This window comes from Nocardioides sp. 31GB23, from assembly GCF_040012395.1.
In the GTDB taxonomy this organism is placed as follows: Bacteria; Actinomycetota; Actinomycetes; order Propionibacteriales; family Nocardioidaceae; genus Nocardioides; species Nocardioides salarius.
Genome location: NZ_JBDYKJ010000085.1, coordinates 1 through 19,092, shown reverse-complemented (window position 1 = coordinate 19,092; position 19,092 = coordinate 1). Strand labels below are relative to the sequence as shown.

Genomic DNA, 19,092 nt, shown 5'->3' with positions numbered 1-19,092 from the left:
TTGCAGGCTCGTGCGACGAGCCAGGACATGGGTCGGGTCGCCAGAGGCGACCCGGGGGCCATGCTACCGCTCTGCGGGCCCCAGGACACGCTTCGTCCCCAGGTGTCAGGTGTCGCGACCGTGAAAAGACTCCCTCACGGCCGCAGGGAGGTGTCTGGGAGCGCCTCCCAGGGGTGTCGACGGGTACGGGTACCACCGAGAGGGCCCCAGATCGCCTGTGCCGGAGCCGCCCCCCTGCTCGACGACCTCGCCGGCTCAGCCGTAGGTGTCGCGCGGCCCGCGGCCGTCGCGCACCGAGCGCGGGCCCTTGCGCCAGGTGGGCAGGTGCGGGCCGAGCACCTCAATGACGGTCACGGTGCCGTGGCCCAGCTCCTCGTTGAGGCGGCGTACGAGCGAGGGCGCCAGCAGCCGCAGCTGGGTGGCCCAGGCGGTGGAGTCGGTGCGCACCACCAGCCGGCCGTCGGCGAAGGACTCGGGGGTGCAGTGCCCGGCCACCTCGCCGCCCACCATCTCCACCCAGCGCCCGAAGACCCCGTGGACCCGCAGGTCGAGCTCCCAGCCGTGGTCGGCGACCAGCCGGCCCAGCGTGGCGTCGAGGGTCTGCGGGTCGCGGTCGTCGGGGTGCGAGCCGGACCCCTTGTTGCCGGCGGGGTCGCCACCCGCGCGACGCGGCTTGCGGCGCCGCGCCGGGGAGCCGCCCGCGCCCGCCGTGGCCCGGGCGATGCGGCGGGCCAGCTCGAGCCCGTCGGCCCGGTGCTCCTCGCCCTCGCCCTCGCCCGGCTGCGCCGCCGGGTCCTCGTGGTCCTCGCCGGAGGATCCGCCGGAGGATCCGTCGGTGGGCTCAGGGCTCACGACGCACCTCGCCGCCACCGACGAGGTAGCGCACCCCCGACAGCGCCTTCGGCACGTCGGCGGCCACGGCCGCGGTCACCAGCACCTGCTCGGCACCGGCCACCAGGTCGGCCAGCTGCTCGCGGCGCTCGGTGTCGAGCTCGGCGAAGACGTCGTCGAGGATCAGGATCGGGTCGTCGCCGTCGTCGCGCAGCAGGTCGTACGACGCCAGCCGCAGCGCCAGCGCGAACGACCAGGACTCGCCGTGCGAGGCGTAGCCCTTGACCGGCAGACGCGGCGGCGACCCCTCGCCGTCGGGCCCGCCGTCGGGCCCTTCGTCCGGGCCCGCGCCGTGGCCCAGGCTGAGCAGCAGGTCGTCGCGGTGCGGTCCCACCAGCGAGACGCCGCGGTCGAGCTCGTCGCCGCGGCGGCGCTCGACCTCGGCCAGCAGGGCCGCCGCGAGCTCACCCGCCGAGCGGGCCCCGTCGAGCTCGAGGCTGGGGCGGTACTCCAGCGCCGCGTCGTCGCGGCCCGCTCCCCGCGCGACGCTCTGGTAGGCACGGGCCAGGTAGGGCCGCAGCGCGTCGACCAGGGCGATCCGCTCGGCGAGCAGCTCGCCGCCGGTGCGGGTCAGGTGGTCGTCCCACACCGAGAGGGTGGCCAGCGCCCCCTCCTGGGAGGAGGAGCCGCGCCGCGCCTGCCCGGCGGTCTTGAGCAGCGAGTTGCGCTGGCGCAGCACCCGGTCGTAGTCGGCGCGCACCCCGGCCAACCGCGGGGCGCGCAGCACCAGCAGGTCGTCGAGGAAGCGGCGCCGGTCGGAGGGGTCGCCCTTGACCAGCACCAGGTCCTCGGGCGAGAAGACCACCGTGCGCACCAGTCCGACGATCTCGCGGGCGCGGGGCAGCGGCGAGCGGTTGACCCGCGCCCGGTTGCTGCGCCCCGGGTTCACCTCGACCTCGAGCACCGCCGTGCGCCCGTCGCGGACCACGGCCGCACGCACCACCGCCTGGTCGGCTCCCGCGCGCACCAGCGGCGCGTCGGAGGCGACCCGGTGGGAGGAGAGCCGGGAGAGGTAGTCGATCGCCTCGACCAGGTTGGTCTTGCCCTGGCCGTTGCGGCCGATGAACGCCGTGGCGCCCGGCTCCAGCGCCACCTCGGCCGAGGCGTAGGAGCGGAAGTCGTGCAGGGTCAGGTGCGAGACGTGCACGTCATGCCAGGTCGGGATCCGGGCCGGGCTCGCCGCCGGACCTCTCCACGCCCTTGACGGCGTGGCCACCGAACTGGTTGCGCATGGCGGCCACCGCCTTCATGGCGGGGGAGTCGTCCTGGCGGGAGACGAAGCGGGCGTAGAGGGCGGCGGTGATGGCCGGGGTGGCCACGGCGTTCTCGATGCCGGCCTCGACGGTCCAGCGGCCCTCGCCCGAGTCGTCGGCGTACCCGGCGATCGAGGCCAGGCCCGGGTCGTCGTCGAGGGCGCCCACGAGAAGGTCGAGCAGCCAGGAGCGGATCACGGTGCCCTCGCGCCAGGAGCGGAAGACCTCGGTGGTGTTGTCGACGACGTCGACGGCCTGCAGCAGCTCCCAGCCCTCGGCGTAGGACTGCATGACGGCGTACTCGATGCCGTTGTGCACCATCTTCGAGAAGTGCCCGGCGCCGACCTTGCCGGCGTGCACCGCCCCGAAGTCACCCTCGGGCTTGAGGGCGTCGAAGATCGGCTGGGCGGTCGCGACGTCGTCGGCGCTGCCGCCGTACATCAGCGCATAGCCGTTCTCGAGGCCCCAGACCCCGCCGGAGACGCCGCAGTCGAGGAAGCCGATGCCCTTCTCGCCGAGCTGGGCGGCGTGCGCCTGGTCGTCGGTCCAGCGCGAGTTGCCGCCGTCGATGACCAGGTCGCCCTCGCCGAGCAGCTCGCCGAGCGCGTCGACGGTGTCCTGGGTGATCTTGCCGGAGGGGACCATCACCCACACGACCTTGGGCGAGGGCAGCGCCTCGACCATCGCCTCGAGGCTGTCGACGTCGCGCTTCTCGGGGTCCAGGTCGAAGCCGATGACGGTGTGGCCGGCGTTGCGCAGGCGGGTGCGCATGTTGCCGCCCATCTTGCCGAGTCCGACGAGTCCGATGTCCATGGTGCGCTCCTTGCTGTGGGGCCGGTCTGCGGGTGGTCGGTCTGCGAGGTCGTGCGCAGGCACGCCTACGAGAGCAGGCGCCGCGGCATCAGCAGGTAGCGGAAGCCGGGGTCGGTGTCGCCCTCGGCCGGGGATCCGCTGATCACCACGGGCTTGGAGGCCTGCGTGAAGGCCAGCTCGACGACCGACTCGTCGATCGCGGTCAGGCCGTCGAGGAGGAACTGGGGGTTGAACCCGGTGGTCAGCGCCTCGCCGTCGACGTCGGCCTCGATCGACTCGGAGGCCTGCGCCTCGTCGCCGGATCCGGCGTCGAGGGTCAGCACGCCCTCGCTGAAGGCGAGCTGGACGGCGGTGTTGCGCTCAGCGACCAGCGAGACGCGCTTGACCGACTCGATCAGCGCCGCCTTGTCGACCTTGGCCACCGTGAGGTGCTCGCTGGGGAAGAGGCTGCGGACCTTGGGGAACTCGCCGTCGAGCAACCGGGTCGTCGTACGCCGGATCCCGCCGCCGGCCGCGCCCTCGAAGCCGATGATGCCCTCGCCCGAGCCGCTGGCGGCCAGCGCGATGGTCACCTCGCTGCCGGCGGTCAGGGACTTGGCGGTGTCGCCGAGCACCTTGGCGGGCACGAGTGCGGCCATCGACTCGTCGGGGGTGCGGGGGTCCCAGCCGAGCTCGCGCTGGGAGAGCCGGAACCGGTCGGTGGCCAGCAACGAGATCGACGAGCCGTCGATCTCGATGCGCACGCCGGTCAGCACGGGGAGCATGTCGTCCCGGCCGGCCGCGGTGATGGCCTGGGCGACCGCGTGGGCGAACAGGTCGCTCTGCACGGTGCCGGTCGCGGCCGGCATCTCGGGCAACGAGGGGTAGTCCTCGACCGGCATGGTCTGCAGGCTGAACCGGGCGGATCCGCAGGTGAGCGAGACGCGGGCGCCGTCGAGCACCATCTCGACCGGCTTCGCGGGCAGGCTGCGGCAGATGTCGGCGAGGAGGCGACCGCTGACCAGCGCGCGACCCTCGCCCGAGACCTCCGCCGGCAGCGTGGCCCGCGCCGACGTCTCGTAGTCGAAGGTCGACAGGAGCAGGCCCTGGTCGGTGGCCTCGACCAGCAGCCCCGCGAGCACGGGCACGCTGGGTCGGACCGGGAGGCTGCGAGCTGCCCACGCGACGGCGTCGGCGAGCACGTCACGTTCGACGCGGAACTTCACGGTGGGGAGTCCTTCTTCGAGGCGGGCGCGGTCAGCGGGCGGTGGGAGACGAATCCTGCCACGAGGCCGGCGCCGTCGGGAGGTCCGGGGCGTTTTCCCCAGGGAGGGGGCCTGGGAGGAGTTGACGGGTCTCGTGACCTTGATGGAGGTCCGTAGGAGTCATAGCAGCGGTGGAAACTGTGGAGGAACATGAAACCCGCAGGTCAGCACGCTCGATCGTTGTGCACAGGGGCTGTGGAGGAGGATCCGGACGAGCAGCGTGGGCGTGTGCACCGGGCGGTGGTCGTGCCCGGCTCGCCCTTGCGGTTCCACAGATCCTCCCCGTGTAGTTCGTAGTGCCGGGGGTGGTTGCTCCACAGGCTCCGCGGCGATCTGGGGGTGGGCTCAGCCCTGGCGGGCCTGCAGCTTGACCCGGTTGGTGAGCTCGCTGACCTGGTTGAAGACCGCGCGGCGCTCGGCGAGCAGCTGGTTGATCTTGCGGTCGGCGTACATCACGGTCGTGTGGTCGCGGTTGCCGAACTGCGCACCGATCTTGGGCAACGAGAGCTCGGTCAGCTCGCGGCACAGGTACATCGCGATCTGGCGCGCCATCACCAGGTGCCGTCCGCGGCTGGGCCCGGTGAGCTCGTCGATGGCCAGCCCGAAGTAGGCGGCGGTCTGGGCGATGATCAGCCCGGCGGTGATCTCGGGCTCGCCGCCCTCGGGGATCAGGTCCTTGAGGACGATCTCGGCCAGGGTCATGTCGACCTCCTGGCGGTTGAGGTTCGCGAAGGCCGTGACCCGGATCAGCGCGCCCTCGAGCTCGCGGATGTTGGTCTGGATCTTGGAGGCGATGAACTCGAGCACGTCGGGCGGCGCCGTGAGCCGGTCCATCGCGGCCTTCTTGCGCAGGATGGCGATGCGGGTCTCGAGGTCGGGGGGCTGGACGTCGGTGATCAGGCCCCACTCGAAGCGGTTGCGCAACCGGTCCTCGAGGGCCTCGAGGCGCTTGGGGGGCCTGTCGGAGGTCAGCACGATCTGCTTGTTGGCGTTGTGCAGCGTGTTGAAGGTGTGGAAGAACTCCTCCTGGGTCTGGGTCTTGCCCTCCAGGAACTGGATGTCGTCGATCAGCAGGACGTCGACGTCGCGGTAGCGCCGCTTGAACCGGTCCTGCCGGTCGTCGCGGATCGCGTTGATGAACTCGTTGGTGAACTCCTCGCTCGAGACGTAGCGCACCTTGGCGCCGTTGTAGAGCGAGCGGACGTAGTGGCCGATGGCGTGCAGCAGGTGGGTCTTGCCCAGCCCGGAGTCGCCGTAGACGAGCAGCGGGTTGTAGGCCTTGCCGGGCGCCTCGGCCACCGCCACGGCCGCGGCGTGCGGGAAGCGGTTGGAGGAGCCGATGACGAAGGTCTCGAAGGTGTACTTCGGGTTGAGCCGGGTCTCCAGGGCGCTGGGGGCCTGCGCCGGGGCGGGGGCGTCCCGCTCGTCGGGCACGTGCTGGCGAGGCGCCTCGGTCGGCGGCGGGACCACCGAAGGGGACATGTCGACATATCGACCCGTGTCGTCGGCCGGCAGGGGCGTGGGCTCGGCGACGTTCTCCTCGAGCTCGGGGTTCACGGTGACCGCGATCCGGATCTCGCGCCCGAACCGCACCGTCAGGGCGTCCTCGAGCTGGCCGCGCAGCCGGCCCTCGAGCTGGTTGCGGGTGAAGTCGTTGGGCACGGCCACGATCGCGGTGTTCCCGTGCAGGGTCACCGGCTCGCTGGCGCGCAGCCAGGCCCGCTGGTTGGGCTGCAGGTCCGCGAGCACGCTGGCCCACGCGTTCCCGAGCTCCGAGCTGCTGTCCTCCACGAGGTGGATCTCCTGCCTGGTCCGATCTGGGCCACCTCGTTCCACAGGCTTTTCCACAGGCTGTGAGCGGGGTGTTGGGGGCGGGTCGCCCCGGGGCGCCTCCCGGCACGCCGTGACCGTCCTGGATCTTGTCTTCGCAGGTCAGCGGCGGTACGGCGAGGTCGTGCCGCACGTGCTGAGGACCGGTGGGGGCCCTGTCGGTGCGGCGTCGAACGGCGCTTCGACGTCCTCGAACCTAACCCGCTCACGCGGGCACCAGCAAGACGTTCTCCACAGGTTCGCGGGGTCGATGCACAGGACGGTCGCGAGGGTTTGACCCTGGTCTCGCCGCGCGCGTACCGTTGGCCGGTCACTAGATGTCGACTGGTGCCGCATGTCCACGCCGAACCCCGCACCCGCGGGGCCTGCGTCGTGGGTGGGCGGTGGCAGCCGAAGGGCGACACCGACCGTGCGTCCGCGCACGGGCACAACCCGCGCCGCCGACGGGGAGACCCCCTCGTCCTGGCCGGGTCGACACTGCACAGACGTCCAGCGAAAGAGAACATCAGCCGTGAGCAAGCGTACGTACCAGCCGAACAACCGCCGCCGCCACAAGGTGCACGGCTTCCGCCTGCGCATGCGCACCCGCGCCGGCCGCTCCATCCTGAACTCGCGGCGCCGCAAGGGCCGCAAGAGCATCTCGGTCTGAGCGACGGCCCCCTCGGCCGTTGCTCCCCGCCGCCCACCGTCTGCGTGACGGCTCGGACTTCCGAGCCGCCTCACGCCGAGGTCGGCGCGCGGGGTCACGGACGCTGGTGGCGCACCTCCTGGTCGGCGACGATGACGAGGTGCGCATCGGGTTCGTGGTCAGCAAGGCCGTGGGCAACGCCGTGGTTCGCAACCGCGTGAAGCGCCGACTGCGCCACCTGGCCCGGGAGCACGTCTCGACGCTCCCGGGCTCTGCTGTGCTCGTGGTCCGGGCGCTGCCCGCCGCTGCCCAGGCGTCGTACGCCGAGCTCGGCACCGACCTCGACCGCTGCCTGCAGCGGGTACGGCCGTGAAGCACGTGCTGGTCGCGCTGCTGCGCGTCTACCGCGCCGTGGTGAGCCCGATCTACGGCCAGGTCTGCCGCTACCACCCCTCGTGCTCGGCGTACGCCCTCGAGGCCGTGCAGGTGCATGGCAGTCTGAGGGGCACGTGGCTGGCCACCCGGCGCGTCGGTCGCTGCCACCCGTGGGCGGCCGGGGGCTACGACCCGGTGCCGCCCGCGCGGGGCTCCTCACCACCCGGTGCGGAACCTCCGGCACGCAGCAGCCCCGCACCCTCCCCGCACTCGACCCAGCAAGGAGCCTGATCGGTGGGCATCATCGGCGACATCTTCGGCTTCATCGCGACGCCGCTCTACTACGCCATCTCGGGCATCCTGATCGGCTGGCACAAGCTGTTCGACCTGCTCGGTCTCGATCCAGCGGGCGGCATGTCGTGGGTGCTCTCCATCGTCGGCCTGACCCTGGTCATCCGCGCGCTGCTGATCCCGCTGTTCGTCAAGCAGATCAAGGCCAGCCGCAACATGCAGCTGATCCAGCCGAAGGTCAAGGAGCTGCAGAAGAAGTACGGCCACGACCGGGAGCGTCTCGCCCAGGAGACGATGAAGCTCTACAAGGACTCGGGCACCAACCCGTTCGCGTCCTGCCTGCCGCTGCTGCTGCAGATGCCGATCTTCTTCACCCTCTTCCGGCTGCTCGACCAGGCCGCGAAGAACCAGACCGCGCACGGCTTCCTGACCGAGGACCTGGCGCGCCAGTTCGGTGACGCGAAGATCTTCGGCCAGATCCCGATCGCCGACAGCTTCTGGCAGGCCGGCATCTGGCGCGAGGGCGGCGGCGACCCGGGCGTGATGTTCCTGGCGCTGGTGCTGGTGCTCGCCATGACGGCCACCACCTTCTTCACCCAGCGCCAGCTGATGAGCAAGAACATGCCGGCGGACGCGCTGTCCGGGCCCTACGCGCAGCAGCAGAAGATGCTGCTCTACGTGCTCCCCGTCGCCTTCGGCCTCGGTGGCGTGGCCTTCCCGATCGGTGTGCTCCTCTACTGGACGACCTCCAACCTGTGGACGATGGGCCAGCAGTTCTACGTGATCCGCAACAACCCCGCCCCCGGCACGCCGGCCTTCGATGCCAAGGCCGAGCGCGAGAAGGCGAAGGCCGTCAAGCACGGTGACGTGGTCGCCGTCGACGAGCCGACCGCTCCCCCGACGCCGCGCCGCCCTGCGCAGCGCCAGCAGCCCAAGAAGCAGACCCGGCAGCAGCGCCGGCAGACCGGCAACCCCAAGCCGGACTCGACCAACGGAGGTTCCTCGTGACCCAGGACGTGACCCAGGACGTCAGTGCCGAGCAGGAGCAGGCCGAGCCGGCCGTCGCAGGTGAGAGCGACAGCTCGCGCGTCGAGCGCCTCGAGAACGAGGGCGACATCGCCGCGGACTACCTCGAGGAGCTCCTCGACATCGCCGACCTCGACGGCGACCTCGACATGGACGTCGAGGGCGACCGTGCGGCCGTCTCGATCGTGGGTGCCGACCTCTCCCAGCTGGTGGGTGCTCGTGGCGAGGTGCTCGACGCGCTCCAGGAGCTGACCCGTCTGGCCGTCTACCGTGAGACCGGCGAGCGGTCGCGGCTGATGCTCGACATCTCGGGGTTCCGTGCCGAGAAGCGCACCCAGCTCGAGGCGCTGGCCGCCGAGAAGTGTGCCGAGGCGCGGGAGTCCGGTCGGCGCGTCGACCTCGAGCCGATGAGCCCGTTCGAGCGCAAGGTCGTGCACGACGCCGTCGCGGCCGCTGGGCTGGGCTCGGAGTCCGAGGGCGTCGAGCCGCGTCGCTACGTGGTGATCCTCCCTGAGTGAGGAGCGGCCTCCGGGCTCGGTTTCACGTGAAACACCCCCCGTGCCCGACGTGGCCCGGGGGGTGTTCCCGTCCGAGCGGATGGCAGCCGTCGAGCGGTATGCCGCGCTGCTGGCCGAGGCCGGGGTGGAGCGAGGCCTGATCGGGCCCCGGGAGGTCCCCCGGCTCTGGGACCGGCACCTGCTCAACAGCGCCGTGCTCTCGGAGTGGGTGCCGCCCGGCGTCGAGGTCTGTGACATCGGGTCGGGGGCCGGCCTTCCCGGCCTGGTGCTGGCGCTGGCCCGTCCAGACGTCCGGGTGACCCTGGTGGAGCCCCTGCTGCGACGCACCGTCTTCCTGGAGGAGGTCGTCGCCGAGCTCGAGCTCGCCGGACAGGTCGAGGTGGTCCGCGCACGGGCCGAGGAGGTGCACGGGCGCCGCACCTTCGACGTCGTCACCTCTCGGGCGGTCGCTCCCCTGGAGCGCCTCCTCGGCTGGTCGATGCCGTTGGTCGCCCCCTCGGGCGCCCTCCTGGCGATGAAGGGCTCCTCGGTCGCCGAGGAGGTCGAGCGGACGCGCGCCGAGCTGGCCGTCTGGCGATGCGCTGAGCCCGAGATCGGCCGCCTCGGCGAATCCGTGCTGGAGGAGGCGACCTGGGTGCTGCGAGTGGCCTGGGGGGACCCGGCCTCGGTATCGTGGCCGCCGCAGCGCGCGGGCGCCGCGAAGGCGGGGCGTTCCGGCGCTGGCGGCAAGCGGGCTCGTCGTCAGTCGCGTCGGTCCGGCCCCAGGTGACCCAGGTGGTGCCACGTCGGCCGAGCATCGGTGCAGCGTGGGGGCTCCACCTCTGTCCCCAGAGTTATCCACCGGTCCGGAGCGCGGTCTGAGCGTGGTTGTCCACAGTTTCAACAGTTTATCCACAGGAGTTCCGATGGTCGGCCCCGATGATGTTTCACGTGAAACCGGCGACCAGGGACCCGATGTTCCACGTGAAACCGGCGCGACGCCGGTAGCGGCGTACCGGGTGCGGACCGCGGCGGACCTGGCCGACCAGCCGTCCGGCTTCGCGGACGAGGCCACTCCCCTGGCTCGGGCCGCCGAGCACAGCCTCTCGGTGCGCCTGCGGTCCCGGTCCCTGCCCCCGGCTCCCCGCCCCGACGCCACCCGGGTCTTCGTGGTGGCCAACCAGAAGGGCGGCGTGGGCAAGACCACCACCACCGTCAACGTGGCCGCAGCCCTCGCCCAGCTGGGGCAGCGGGTCCTGGTGATCGACCTGGACCCCCAGGGCAACGCCTCCACGGCGCTGAACGTCGACCACCACCGCGGCGTCCCGAGCACCTACGACGCGCTGGTCGACGGAGCGCCGCTCACCGACGTCATCAGCCCGTGCCCCGAGGTGGACAACCTCTGGGTGGTCCCGGCGACGATCGACCTCGCCGGCGCCGAGATCGAGCTCGTCAGCGTGGTGGCCCGGGAGGGCAGGCTGCGCAAGGCCATCCACGGCCACCCGGGGGTGGGCACGGCCGCCGAGGCCGGCGACGACCGGTTCGACTACGTGATCGTCGACTGCCCGCCGTCCCTGGGGCTGCTCACGCTCAACGCCCTGGTGGCGGGCGAGGAGATGCTGATCCCGATCCAGGCCGAGTACTACGCGCTGGAGGGGCTCGGCCAGCTGCTCGAGACCGTCGACATGGTCAAGGCGCACCTCAACCCGGCGCTGTCGGTCTCCACGATCCTGGTCACGATGTACGACGGGCGCACCCGGCTGGCGGCGGGGGTCGCGGAGGAGGTCCGCGAGCACTTCGGCGACCAGGTGCTGCGCACCGCCATCCCCCGCTCGGTCCGGGTCTCCGAGGCGCCGTCCTACGCGCAGACGGTGATGACCTACGATCCGGGTTCGCCCGGCGCGCTGTCCTACCTGGAGGCGGCACGCGAGATCACCCACCGAGGAGTCCGCTCGTGAACGCACCTCGTCCCGCCACGCGCCGCGGCCTCGGTCGGGGCCTCGGATCGCTGATCCCCACCTCCCCCGCCGCCGACCCCGAGGTCGGGCGAACGGGTGGCCCCGGTGCCACCCAGGACGCCTCTCCGTCACAGCACGACGCCGGCACCGACGGTGCCGACCGGTCCGCCGCGGACGGTGCACCCGATGGTGACGAAGGTGGGAGCGTCGACCCCGGGCTAGCGCCGGTGCACGGGGCCTGGTTCAGCGAGATCCCGGTGGCCCAGATCGTCCCCAACCGGGTGCAGCCGCGCCAGGTGTTCGACGAGGACGCGATGGCCGAGCTGGTGCACTCGATCCGCGAGGTCGGGCTGCTCCAGCCGATCGTCGTGCGTCGCGTCGCCGACGAAAGCTTCGAGCTGGTCATGGGCGAGCGGCGCTGGCGCGCGTCGCAGGAGGCCGGCCTGACCGCCATCCCGGCGATCGTGCGCGAGACCGACGACACCGACATGCTGCGCGACGCGCTGCTGGAGAACCTGCACCGCTCGGAGCTCAACCCGCTGGAGGAGGCCTCGGCCTACGCCCAGCTGCTCGAGGACTTCGGCTGCACGCACGACGAGCTGGCCCAGCGGATCGGGCGCTCGCGCCCCCAGATCTCCAACACCCTGCGCCTGCTGCGGCTCAGCCCCGCCGTGCAGCGCCGGGTCGCCGCGGGAGTGCTCTCGGCCGGGCACGCGCGCAGCCTGCTCGCGGTCGACGACGCCGACCTGCAGGACCGGCTGGCCCAGCGGGTGGTCTCGGAGGGCATCAGCGTGCGTGGGCTCGAGGAGATCGTCGCCGTCGGCGACCACGACCGGCCCGGCCCGCGCACCCGGCGGTCCAAGCCGTCGGCGCCGGGTCTCGCCGACATCGCTGAGCGGCTCTCGGACCGCCTGGAGACCCGGGTCAAGGTCGACATGGGACGCAGCAAGGGCAAGATCAGCGTCGAGTTCGCCACGATGGACGACCTGCAGCGCATCATCGACGTCATCGACCCCCGCAACCGCCGGGACCGGCCGATCTAGCGACACGTCTTTCAATCGATATATCTCTTTGTCGACAAAGAGACCTGTAGTTTCATCGGCCGGCCGATAGAACTCCCGGGTGGACGACGAAGCTTCATCGTCCACCCGACAGATCCGTCGGCCGGCCGATGAAGCTCCTCGGGGCGGCGGGGGAGGGTCAGCCCTGGGCGCGCTTGGCGGCCCGCTTGGCCGCGCGGGCGCGCTTCTCCTCGACGTCGAGCCGGGCGGCCTCGTCGGGGGTCGGGGCGGAGCCACCGTGGCGCGCGGGCACCCACCAGGAGCCGGGGGGCTGCTCGTCGGCCGGGTAGGCCGCGATGGCGTCGTCGAGCATCGACGACATCCGCTCCCGCAGCTGGGCGGTCTGGCCCACCGGGTCGCTGCCGTCGGGGTGCATCGGCTCGCCCACCGTCAGCGAGATGGTCTTGCCCCGCGAGAAGTCGCGGGGGTGGTCCTTGGTCATCATCCGCTGGGTGCCCCACAGGATCACCGGCACGATCGGCACGCCGGCCTGGGCGGCGATCCGCACGGCGCCGGTCTTGAACTCCTTGAGGTCCATCGAGCGCGAGATGGTGGCTTCGGGGAAGATGCCCACGGCCTCGCCCTGCTGCAGGAAGTCGACGGCGGTGCGGAAGGAGGCCAGGCCCTCGCCGCGGTCGACCTCGATGTGGTGCAGCGAGCGCATCAGCGGCCCGCCCAGCGGGTGGTCGAAGATCTCCCGCTTGGCCATGAACCGGACCAGGCGACCCGAGGGGTTGGCGGCCAGGCCGCCGTAGACGAAGTCGACGTACCCGATGTGGTTGCAGGCGAGGAGCACACCGCCCTCACGTGGCACGTGCTCGGTGCCCGTCATCGTGATGCGCTGGCCCAGCAGCCGGAATCCGGTCTTGGCTGCGAGGATGATCGGGGGATAGGTCAGGTCCAGCACGGGCCTGATCCTGCCACGTGCGCAGGCACCGCCCCGCCGTTGCTCAGCTGACGTCGCTGCCGGGCGCGTCGTAGCCGGCCGGCAGGCCGCGCTCGGGCAGCGTCGCGCCGAACGTCGCGCGCAGCTCGATCTCGGCCTCGAGCACCCCGGCGAGGCGGCGCACGCCCTCGCGGATCCGCTCCGGGGTGGGGTAGCAGAACGACAGGCGCATGGCGCTGGAGCCGAAGCCGTCGGCGTAGAACGCGGTGCCGGGCACGTAGGCCACCCGGGCCGTGACGGCCCGCGGCAGCATCGCCTTGGCGTCGATGCCCGGGGGCAGGCCCAGCCAGACGTAGAAGCCGCCCTCGGGCACGTTCCACGTGCAACCGGCGGGCATCAGGTCGTCGAGCGCGGAGACCATGGCGTCGCGGCGCTCGCGGTACATCTCGCGGAACTGCTTGATCTGTCCGACCCAGTCGTGGCTGGCCAGGTAGGACGACACCGCCATCTGCGAGAACTGCGGGGGGCACAGGGTCGCGGACTCCTGAGCCAGCACCAGCTTCTCGCGCACCGGGTGCGGCGCCAGCGCCCAGCCGACCCGGAAGCCGGGGGCGAAGGTCTTGGAGAAGGACCCGAGGTAGATCACGGTGTCGGCCTCGTCGGCGCGCAGCGCGCGCAGCGGCTCGCGCTCGAAGCCCAGCAGCCCGTAGGGGTTGTCCTCGAGGATCAGCACGCCCTCCTCGCGACAGATCTCGAGCACCTCGGTGCGCCGCTGGGCCGACATGGTCACGCCGGCGGGGTTGTGGAAGTTCGGGATCGTGTAGAGGAACTTGATCGTCTTGCCGGCAGCCTTGACCGAGGCGATCGCCTGGCGCAGCGCCTCGGGCACCAGCCCGTGCGCGTCCATCTCGGCGTGCACGACCTCGGCCTGGTAGGCGCGGAAGACGCCCAGCGCGCCGACGTACGACGGCGCCTCGCAGATCACCACGTCGCCGGGGTCGCAGAAGACGCGGGTGACCAGGTCGACGGCCTGCTGGGAGCCCACCGTGACCACGACGTCGTCGGGGTGGGCCTCGATGCCCTCGAGCCGCATCACGTCGGTGATCTGCTCGCGCAGCTCGGGCACGCCCTGGCCCGAGCCGTACTGCATCGCCACGGTGCCGTGCTTCTCGACGAGCTCGCCGATCGCGCCACCGACGACGTCGAGCGGCAGCCCGGAGATGTTGGGCATCCCGCCGGCCAGCGAGACGACCTCGGGCCGGGAGGCGACGGCGAAGAGGGCCCGGATCTCCGATGCGGTCATGCCGGCCGTGCGCGCGGCGTAGAGGTCGACGAAGGAGTCGAGGCGGGTCTGCGAGCGCGCGGGTGTGGAATCCATGACAGGTCTAGCATGAGGGATGCCGGGCTCGCGCGCACGCGCAGATCGCGTGGTGGGCGGGTCGAACGGCTCACAGTCCACGGTGAGGCGGGTGTGGCAGGTGGCACGCAGGGTCGTCCGGCTGACGCTGGACCTGCTCGAGGAGCTCGACGCGCCGTGCCGCACCTGCGCGGTCTGGCAGCTCGACCCGGTGCGCCGGGCCCGCGCCTGCACGCCGCGCGAGGCGGCCGAGGAGCGTGCCGCCTGGACCTCCGGGGTGCTGCGCGAGTGGGGCTCCTGCGGGCGGGTGGTGCTGGTCGACGGACGCGCCGTGGGCCACCTGGTCTACGCGCCGCCGGCGTTCGTGCCCGGAGCCGACGCCTTCGCGACCTCCCCGGTCTCGCCCGACGCCGTGCTGCTCGTCAGCGGGTACGTCGACCCGGTGCACGCCGGCGGGGGCCTGGGGCGGGTGCTGGTGCAGGCGATGGCCCGCGACCTGCTCGGGCGCGGCGGGATCCGCGCGGTGGAGGCCTTCGGGCGCACCGACCTGGTGCCCGGGCACGGGCCGCGTGCGTGGGGAGGGTCGCAGGTCGCCGGCTGCGCGCTGCCGGTGGGCTTCCTCGGCGGGGTGGGCTTCGGCACCCAGCGCCCCCACCCGCTGACGCCACGGATGCGGATGGACCTCGGCTCGGTGCTGACCTGGCGCGACGAGGTGGAGGCCGCGATCGAGCGGCTGCGCGGCGCGGTGCGGCCGGTCGCGGTCCCGGCGGCCGAGCGCAGCGAACCCCCGGCGCCGTGAGGCACCGGGGGTCCGGTCACGCGTGGGTGGAGCCGCCGATCAGATGAAGTCGGCCAGCTCCTTGAGCAGCGCGGCCTTCGGGCGGGCGCCGACGATGGTCTTGACGACCTCGCCGCCCTGGTAGACGTTGATCGTCGGGATGCCGGTGACCCGGTAGGACGAGGGGGTCACGGGGTTCTCGTCGACGTTCATCTTCAAGAACGTGATCTTGTCGCCGTGCGCACCGGCGAGCTCGTCGAGGATCGGGGCGACCTGGCGGCACGGCCCGCACCACTCGGCCCAGAAGTCCACGAGGACCGGCTTGTCGGCCATCAGGACCGTCTGGTCGAACTCGGCGTCGGTCACGGCGGAGATGTTGCCCATGGTGGGACCTTTCGGGATCTGTGGTGATGGCTGTGTGGTGGCTGGGTGCCGGGGTGGTGCTGGTGGTGCGGGGTGCTGGGTGAGGAACGCCGCCGGGTGCCGCGATGTTCCACGGCCCCACGGGGCTCGCCGGCTCAGGCTCCGACGACCTCGGCGTCGGCGCGCTCCTGCGCCTCGGCCGGGTTGGCCGCGACGTGCTCCAGCTCGGCGAGGAAGCGCTCGGCGTCGAGCGCGGCCGCGCAGCCGGTGCCGGCGGCGGTGATCGCCTGGCGGTACTGGTGGTCGACCAGGTCGCCGCACGCGAAGACACCGGGCTGGTTGGTGCCGGTGCTGGGGTGCTCGGCGAGCACGTAGCCGTTGTCGTCGAGGTCGACCTGGCCCACCAGCAGCTCCGAGCGCGGGTCGTGGCCGATGGCGATGAACAGGCCGGTGGCGTCGAGCGAGCGCTGCTCGCCGGTGGTGGTGTCCTCCAGCGTGAGCGACTCGAGCTTGTCGGTGCCGTTGATCTCGGCGACCTTGCTGTTCCAGATGATCTCGAGCTTGGGGTCGGCGAAGGCGCGCTCCTGCATGATCTTGGAGGCGCGTAGCTCGTCGCGGCGCACGATCAGGGAGACCTTCGACCCGAAGCGGGTCAGGAAGGTGGCCTCCTCGATGGCGGAGTCGCCACCGCCGACCACGGCGATGTGCTGGTCGCGGAAGAAGAACCCGTCGCAGGTGGCGCACCAGGAGACGCCGCGGCCCGAGAGCGCCTTCTCGTTGGGCAGGCCCAGCTCGCGGTAGCCCGAGCCGGTCGCCAGGATCACCGCGTGCGCCCGGTGGGTGTCGGTGGCGGTGCGGACCGTCTTGACGTCGCCGGTCAGGTCGACCTCGACCACGTCGTCGGCCACCAGCTCGGCGCCGAAGCGCTCGGCCTGCCCGCGCATCTCGTCCATCAGGGCGGGGCCCATGATGCCGTCGCGGAAGCCCGGGAAGTTCTCGACCTCGGTGGTGTTCATCAGCGCACCGCCGGCGGTGACGGAGCCCTCGAACACCAGCGGGTGCAGGTTGGCACGAGCGGCGTAGACCGCCGCGGTGTACCCGGCGGGGCCCGAGCCGATGATGATCACGTTGCGGATGTCGTTCTCGGCCATGCGTCCAGCTGCTCCTCGGTCAGGGGGTTGGACCGGTTCCTGGTCCGTGGGGTCCAACCGATCCTAGGTGAGCCGCATTCCCGCGCGCTCCCGGAACGGGGTGCCCGGCGGGTGTCCGGCCCGTGACGGACCCGCGACCGGCGCGAGGCAGGTCGGCGGCCGGTCAGCGACGGGTCAGGGGCGGGTCAGGGGCGGGGGAGCGTGGTGCTGCGCAGCACGCCGCCGGTGCCGCACTGCAGCAGGTCGACGACCTGGCTGTCGCCGGCGGGTGCCCGGAAGGCGAGCACGGCCGGCTCGCCGTCGTAGAGGACCGCGACCGGGATGCCCTCGCCCCACTCGGCGGGCGCGCAGTCCTGCCAGCGGCGTGCGACCGGGCGCGGCGCGGCACGCAGCCGGGCGACCCGGGCGGAGGGCCCTCCGCCGCGGCGGATGGCGCGACGCTGCACGACGGCGGAGTCGTCGCTGAAGGAGTCGTCGCCCACGCGGGCCAGCCGGCGGTCGACGACGACGACGGCGCGCCGGGGCTCCTCGCGCATCATCGTGGTGCCCGGGCCGACGTCGTTGGCGGCCGCGCCGCCGGGGCTGGACCCGCCCTCGCCGGTGTCGCCGCGGTCGGGGGCGGCCGAGCGCTCACGCTCCTCGTCCCGCTCGGCGCTCACGGAGCTCTCGGCGGCGCCGTCGGAGCCGGCGCTGGAGTCGGCGCTGGAGCCGCCCGAGAGGTCGACGACCTGGCCCAGACCGATCCCGACGGCGACCACGGCCGCGGCTGCGACCAGCATCGAAGCCGCGCGGCGACGGCGGGCCGCGGCGAGCTCGAGCACGCCGGTGCCGCTGATGCCGCTGGGCACGTCCTCACCGGCCTCGAGCCGGCCCAGGACCTCGTCGAGCCGGGTGGCGACGTCGGCGGGCACCGGGGCCTCGTGGCGCGCGTCGGCGAGGAGACGTCGCAGTCGAGCCTCCTCCTCGGGGGAGGGTGCTGGGTGCCCGGTCATCTCGCCTCCTTCGACGTCGTGGGGGTGGTGGGGGTGCGTGCGGTGCGGGGTCGGTCTCGTGCGACGCCCGACGGATCATCCTCGCCCGTGGCCTCCGGATGCCGGTGGCCGGGGTCGGCCACCTCGCCGGCTCTCAGGGGCGGGACGGTGACGCGGGTGGTCCGCGCGGGTCGTCCGGTCTGACGCGCGCCGGGCCTCCCGGGTTCCCCGTCGGCGGGTGGTGCGGGTCACCCGGGGCGGTGTCGTCGTCGACGAGCAGCTCGGCGAGGTGGGCCGCGAGGCGGGCCCGCCCACGCGAGCAGCGCGACTTCACGGTGCCGGCCGCGACGTCGAGGATGCGTGCCGCCTCGGCCACGGGGTAGCCCTCCATGTCGACCAGCACGATGGCGGCGCGCTGCTCGGGGCTGATCCGGCCCAGCGCGTCGAGGACCGCGCGGCGCCGCTCGGCCCGCACCGACTGCTCGGCCGGGTCGTCGGTCTCGGCGGTGGCGGTGCGGGTGTCGCCGCGCTCGCCGTACTCCTCGAGGTCGTCGGGCAGCCGGTCGGTACGCCGCACGCGGGCGGCCCGCAGCCGGTCGAGGCACGCGTTGACGACGATGCGGTGCAGCCACGTGGTGACCGCGGCGTCGCCGCGGAAGGAGCCGGCGCGCCGGTAGGCCGCGACCAGGGCGTCCTGGAGGCCGTCGGCGGCGTCCTCGGGCTGGCCGGTCGTGCGCAGCGCCACCGCCCAGAGCCGGTCGCGGTGCCGGCCGAAGAGCTCCCCGAACGCGCCCTCGCGACCGGCGACGTGGGCGGCCAGCAGGGCGCGGTCGTCGAGCTCGGCGAGCGGGCGCTCGTCCTGGCGGTGACCCCTCATCGCGTGCTCATCCGAGCACCCGGATCTCCGAGACCTCGCCGCGGAAGCCGTCGGCGACGTCGGGCAGCGAGGTGAACCAGATGGTCACGTAGCGGCCGGCGACGGCCTCCTCGAGCTCGATGCTCTCGGTGGAGCCGGCCGTCACCTCGGCGACCGGCTCGAGGTCGGCCACCACGGTGGGCGCCTCCTCGGTGACGTAGAGCTCGACCTGGGAGCCCTCCCCGACCAGGTCGAGCTCGACCGAGCGGACCTCGGCGGCGCTCCCGAGGTCGACGACGAGCCCGACGCCGGTCTTGAGGCCGGCCGGGCCGAGGTCCTGCTTGTAGGTCTCGGTGCGCCAGCTGGTGGCGGGGTCGCCGTCGACGGTGTCGCCCGTGAGCTCGGGGTTCTCCTCGGGCGGCGCGGCCTGCGGGTCGAGGTCGGTGACGCTGAGGCCGGTCAGCGGCTCCGGGGTCGCCGAGGCGGTGGCCGACGAGCCCGGCGTGGAGGACGCCTCGTCCTCGGGGACGCTGCCCAGCGGGGTGCGCCCGCGCCCCAGGTTGAAGGCCACGGCCACCGCGACCACCAGCAGCACGCCCGCCAGCAGCAGCGCGGCCAGCCGGAAGGTGCTGCGGCCCGGCACCTGGTCGTCCTCGACGCCCACGCCCTCGCCGAGGACGCCGCTGCCGGTGTGGGTCATCGACCCGAGGGCGCCCACACCCGTGCCTGTCCCAGTGCCGTGACCAGTGCCGGTGCCGTGGCCGGTGTCCCACGGCCAGTAGTCGCCCGCGCCGGTGGCGGCCGCGGCGCCGGGACGGGGGCGTCGTACGGGACCACCGTCGGGGGGCTCGGGGGCGAAGAGG

General features: G+C 72.8%; 21 protein-coding genes. 9 read left to right on the top strand and 12 right to left on the bottom strand.

What is annotated here, in order from left to right; genetic code table 11:
- Positions 1–255: 255 nt before the first annotated feature.
- The 5 genes from ABKW28_RS20260 to dnaA all read right to left on the bottom strand — a co-directional run bounded on the left by ABKW28_RS20260 (position 256) and on the right by dnaA (position 5,950).
- Positions 256–852: a DciA family protein gene (locus ABKW28_RS20260; RefSeq protein ID WP_348612758.1), complete on the bottom strand. Its 597-nt coding sequence runs from the start codon at positions 850–852 to the stop codon at positions 256–258.
- Positions 842–2,038, bottom strand: a complete 1,197-nt coding sequence (recF, locus tag ABKW28_RS20255) for a DNA replication/repair protein RecF (RefSeq protein ID WP_193670566.1) — start codon at positions 2,036–2,038, stop codon at positions 842–844. Before recF ends, ABKW28_RS20260 begins: the two co-directional genes overlap by 11 nt.
- A 1-nt stretch (position 2,039) precedes the next feature.
- Positions 2,040–2,957: a phosphogluconate dehydrogenase (NAD(+)-dependent, decarboxylating) gene (gene gnd / locus ABKW28_RS20250; protein WP_348612756.1), complete on the bottom strand. Its 918-nt coding sequence runs from the start codon at positions 2,955–2,957 to the stop codon at positions 2,040–2,042.
- Positions 2,958–3,022: 65 nt separating this feature from the next.
- Positions 3,023–4,162: a DNA polymerase III subunit beta gene (dnaN, locus tag ABKW28_RS20245; protein WP_193670568.1), complete on the bottom strand. Its 1,140-nt coding sequence runs from the start codon at positions 4,160–4,162 to the stop codon at positions 3,023–3,025.
- 384 nt (positions 4,163–4,546) lie between these two features.
- Positions 4,547–5,950, bottom strand: a complete 1,404-nt coding sequence (dnaA, locus tag ABKW28_RS20240; RefSeq protein WP_348612762.1) for a chromosomal replication initiator protein DnaA — start codon at positions 5,948–5,950, stop codon at positions 4,547–4,549.
- Positions 5,951–6,542: 592 nt separating this feature from the next.
- Here dnaA and rpmH point away from each other — a divergent pair.
- The 8 genes from rpmH to ABKW28_RS20200 all read left to right on the top strand — a co-directional run bounded on the left by rpmH (position 6,543) and on the right by ABKW28_RS20200 (position 11,849).
- Positions 6,543–6,680 carry a 50S ribosomal protein L34 gene (gene rpmH / locus ABKW28_RS20235; RefSeq protein WP_193670570.1) on the top strand — a complete coding sequence of 46 codons (138 nt, stop codon included), beginning with the start codon at positions 6,543–6,545 and terminating at the stop codon, positions 6,678–6,680.
- Positions 6,681–6,699: 19 nt separating this feature from the next.
- Complete coding sequence (gene rnpA, locus ABKW28_RS20230; RefSeq protein WP_348612754.1) at positions 6,700–7,032, top strand: ribonuclease P protein component; 333 nt, start codon at positions 6,700–6,702, stop codon at positions 7,030–7,032.
- The gene (gene yidD, locus ABKW28_RS20225) at positions 7,029–7,325 is read left to right on the top strand and encodes a membrane protein insertion efficiency factor YidD (RefSeq protein ID WP_341230190.1); all 297 of its coding nucleotides are present in this window, start codon (positions 7,029–7,031) and stop codon (positions 7,323–7,325) included. Before rnpA ends, yidD begins: the two co-directional genes overlap by 4 nt.
- Before the next feature lie 3 nt (positions 7,326–7,328).
- Positions 7,329–8,333 (top strand): membrane protein insertase YidC, encoded by a 1,005-nt coding sequence (gene yidC / locus ABKW28_RS20220; protein ID WP_348612752.1) that lies wholly within the window; start codon positions 7,329–7,331, stop codon positions 8,331–8,333.
- 8 nt (positions 8,334–8,341) lie between these two features.
- Positions 8,342–8,869, top strand: a complete 528-nt coding sequence (locus tag ABKW28_RS20215; protein WP_348612760.1) for a R3H domain-containing nucleic acid-binding protein — start codon at positions 8,342–8,344, stop codon at positions 8,867–8,869.
- 79 nt (positions 8,870–8,948) lie between these two features.
- Complete coding sequence (gene rsmG, locus ABKW28_RS20210; RefSeq protein ID WP_348612750.1) at positions 8,949–9,638, top strand: 16S rRNA (guanine(527)-N(7))-methyltransferase RsmG; 690 nt, start codon at positions 8,949–8,951, stop codon at positions 9,636–9,638.
- 229 nt (positions 9,639–9,867) lie between these two features.
- Positions 9,868–10,806: a ParA family protein gene (locus tag ABKW28_RS20205; RefSeq protein ID WP_341230187.1), complete on the top strand. Its 939-nt coding sequence runs from the start codon at positions 9,868–9,870 to the stop codon at positions 10,804–10,806.
- Positions 10,803–11,849, top strand: a complete 1,047-nt coding sequence (locus ABKW28_RS20200; RefSeq protein ID WP_348612748.1) for a ParB/RepB/Spo0J family partition protein — start codon at positions 10,803–10,805, stop codon at positions 11,847–11,849. Before ABKW28_RS20205 ends, ABKW28_RS20200 begins: the two co-directional genes overlap by 4 nt.
- Before the next feature lie 157 nt (positions 11,850–12,006).
- Here ABKW28_RS20200 and ABKW28_RS20195 read toward each other — a convergent pair whose 3' ends face one another.
- Positions 12,007–12,774 (bottom strand): lysophospholipid acyltransferase family protein, encoded by a 768-nt coding sequence (locus ABKW28_RS20195; RefSeq protein WP_348612746.1) that lies wholly within the window; start codon positions 12,772–12,774, stop codon positions 12,007–12,009.
- A gap of 43 nt (positions 12,775–12,817) precedes the next feature.
- Positions 12,818–14,131 carry a PLP-dependent aminotransferase family protein gene (locus ABKW28_RS20190; protein WP_193670576.1) on the bottom strand — a complete coding sequence of 438 codons (1,314 nt, stop codon included), beginning with the start codon at positions 14,129–14,131 and terminating at the stop codon, positions 12,818–12,820.
- A 100-nt stretch (positions 14,132–14,231) separates the two neighbouring features.
- Here ABKW28_RS20190 and ABKW28_RS20185 point away from each other — a divergent pair, with 100 nt between their 5' ends.
- Positions 14,232–14,909: a GNAT family N-acetyltransferase gene (locus tag ABKW28_RS20185; protein WP_193670577.1), complete on the top strand. Its 678-nt coding sequence runs from the start codon at positions 14,232–14,234 to the stop codon at positions 14,907–14,909.
- A gap of 39 nt (positions 14,910–14,948) precedes the next feature.
- On the opposite strand, the gene trxA is transcribed toward ABKW28_RS20185, so the two are convergent.
- The 5 genes from trxA to ABKW28_RS20160 form a co-directional block, all read right to left on the bottom strand.
- A complete protein-coding gene (trxA, locus tag ABKW28_RS20180; protein ID WP_204797212.1) occupies positions 14,949–15,272 on the bottom strand; it encodes a thioredoxin in 324 nt (107 codons plus the stop codon).
- A gap of 134 nt (positions 15,273–15,406) precedes the next feature.
- Complete coding sequence (gene trxB / locus ABKW28_RS20175) at positions 15,407–16,402, bottom strand: thioredoxin-disulfide reductase (RefSeq protein WP_193670578.1); 996 nt, start codon at positions 16,400–16,402, stop codon at positions 15,407–15,409.
- 185 nt (positions 16,403–16,587) lie between these two features.
- Positions 16,588–17,394 (bottom strand): hypothetical protein, encoded by an 807-nt coding sequence (locus ABKW28_RS20170; protein ID WP_348612744.1) that lies wholly within the window; start codon positions 17,392–17,394, stop codon positions 16,588–16,590.
- A gap of 133 nt (positions 17,395–17,527) precedes the next feature.
- The gene (gene sigM, locus ABKW28_RS20165; RefSeq protein ID WP_348612742.1) at positions 17,528–18,250 is read right to left on the bottom strand and encodes an RNA polymerase sigma factor SigM; all 723 of its coding nucleotides are present in this window, start codon (positions 18,248–18,250) and stop codon (positions 17,528–17,530) included.
- Positions 18,251–18,257: 7 nt separating this feature from the next.
- The coding region (locus ABKW28_RS20160; protein WP_348612740.1) for a discoidin domain-containing protein at positions 18,258–19,092 on the bottom strand (835 nt) is incomplete at its 5' end.

Coding starts and splice junctions, on each gene's coding strand:
- sigM (WP_348612742.1), bottom strand. CDS start 18,250: ATGAGGGGTCACCGCCAGGACGAGCGCCCGCTCGCCGAGCTCGACGAC.
- rsmG (WP_348612750.1), top strand. CDS start 8,949: ATGGCAGCCGTCGAGCGGTATGCCGCGCTGCTGGCCGAGGCCGGGGTG.
- ABKW28_RS20190 (WP_193670576.1), bottom strand. CDS start 14,131: ATGGATTCCACACCCGCGCGCTCGCAGACCCGCCTCGACTCCTTCGTC.
- gnd (WP_348612756.1), bottom strand. CDS start 2,957: ATGGACATCGGACTCGTCGGACTCGGCAAGATGGGCGGCAACATGCGC.
- ABKW28_RS20170 (WP_348612744.1), bottom strand. CDS start 17,394: ATGACCGGGCACCCAGCACCCTCCCCCGAGGAGGAGGCTCGACTGCGA.
- trxB (WP_193670578.1), bottom strand. CDS start 16,402: ATGGCCGAGAACGACATCCGCAACGTGATCATCATCGGCTCGGGCCCC.
- trxA (WP_204797212.1), bottom strand. CDS start 15,272: ATGGGCAACATCTCCGCCGTGACCGACGCCGAGTTCGACCAGACGGTC.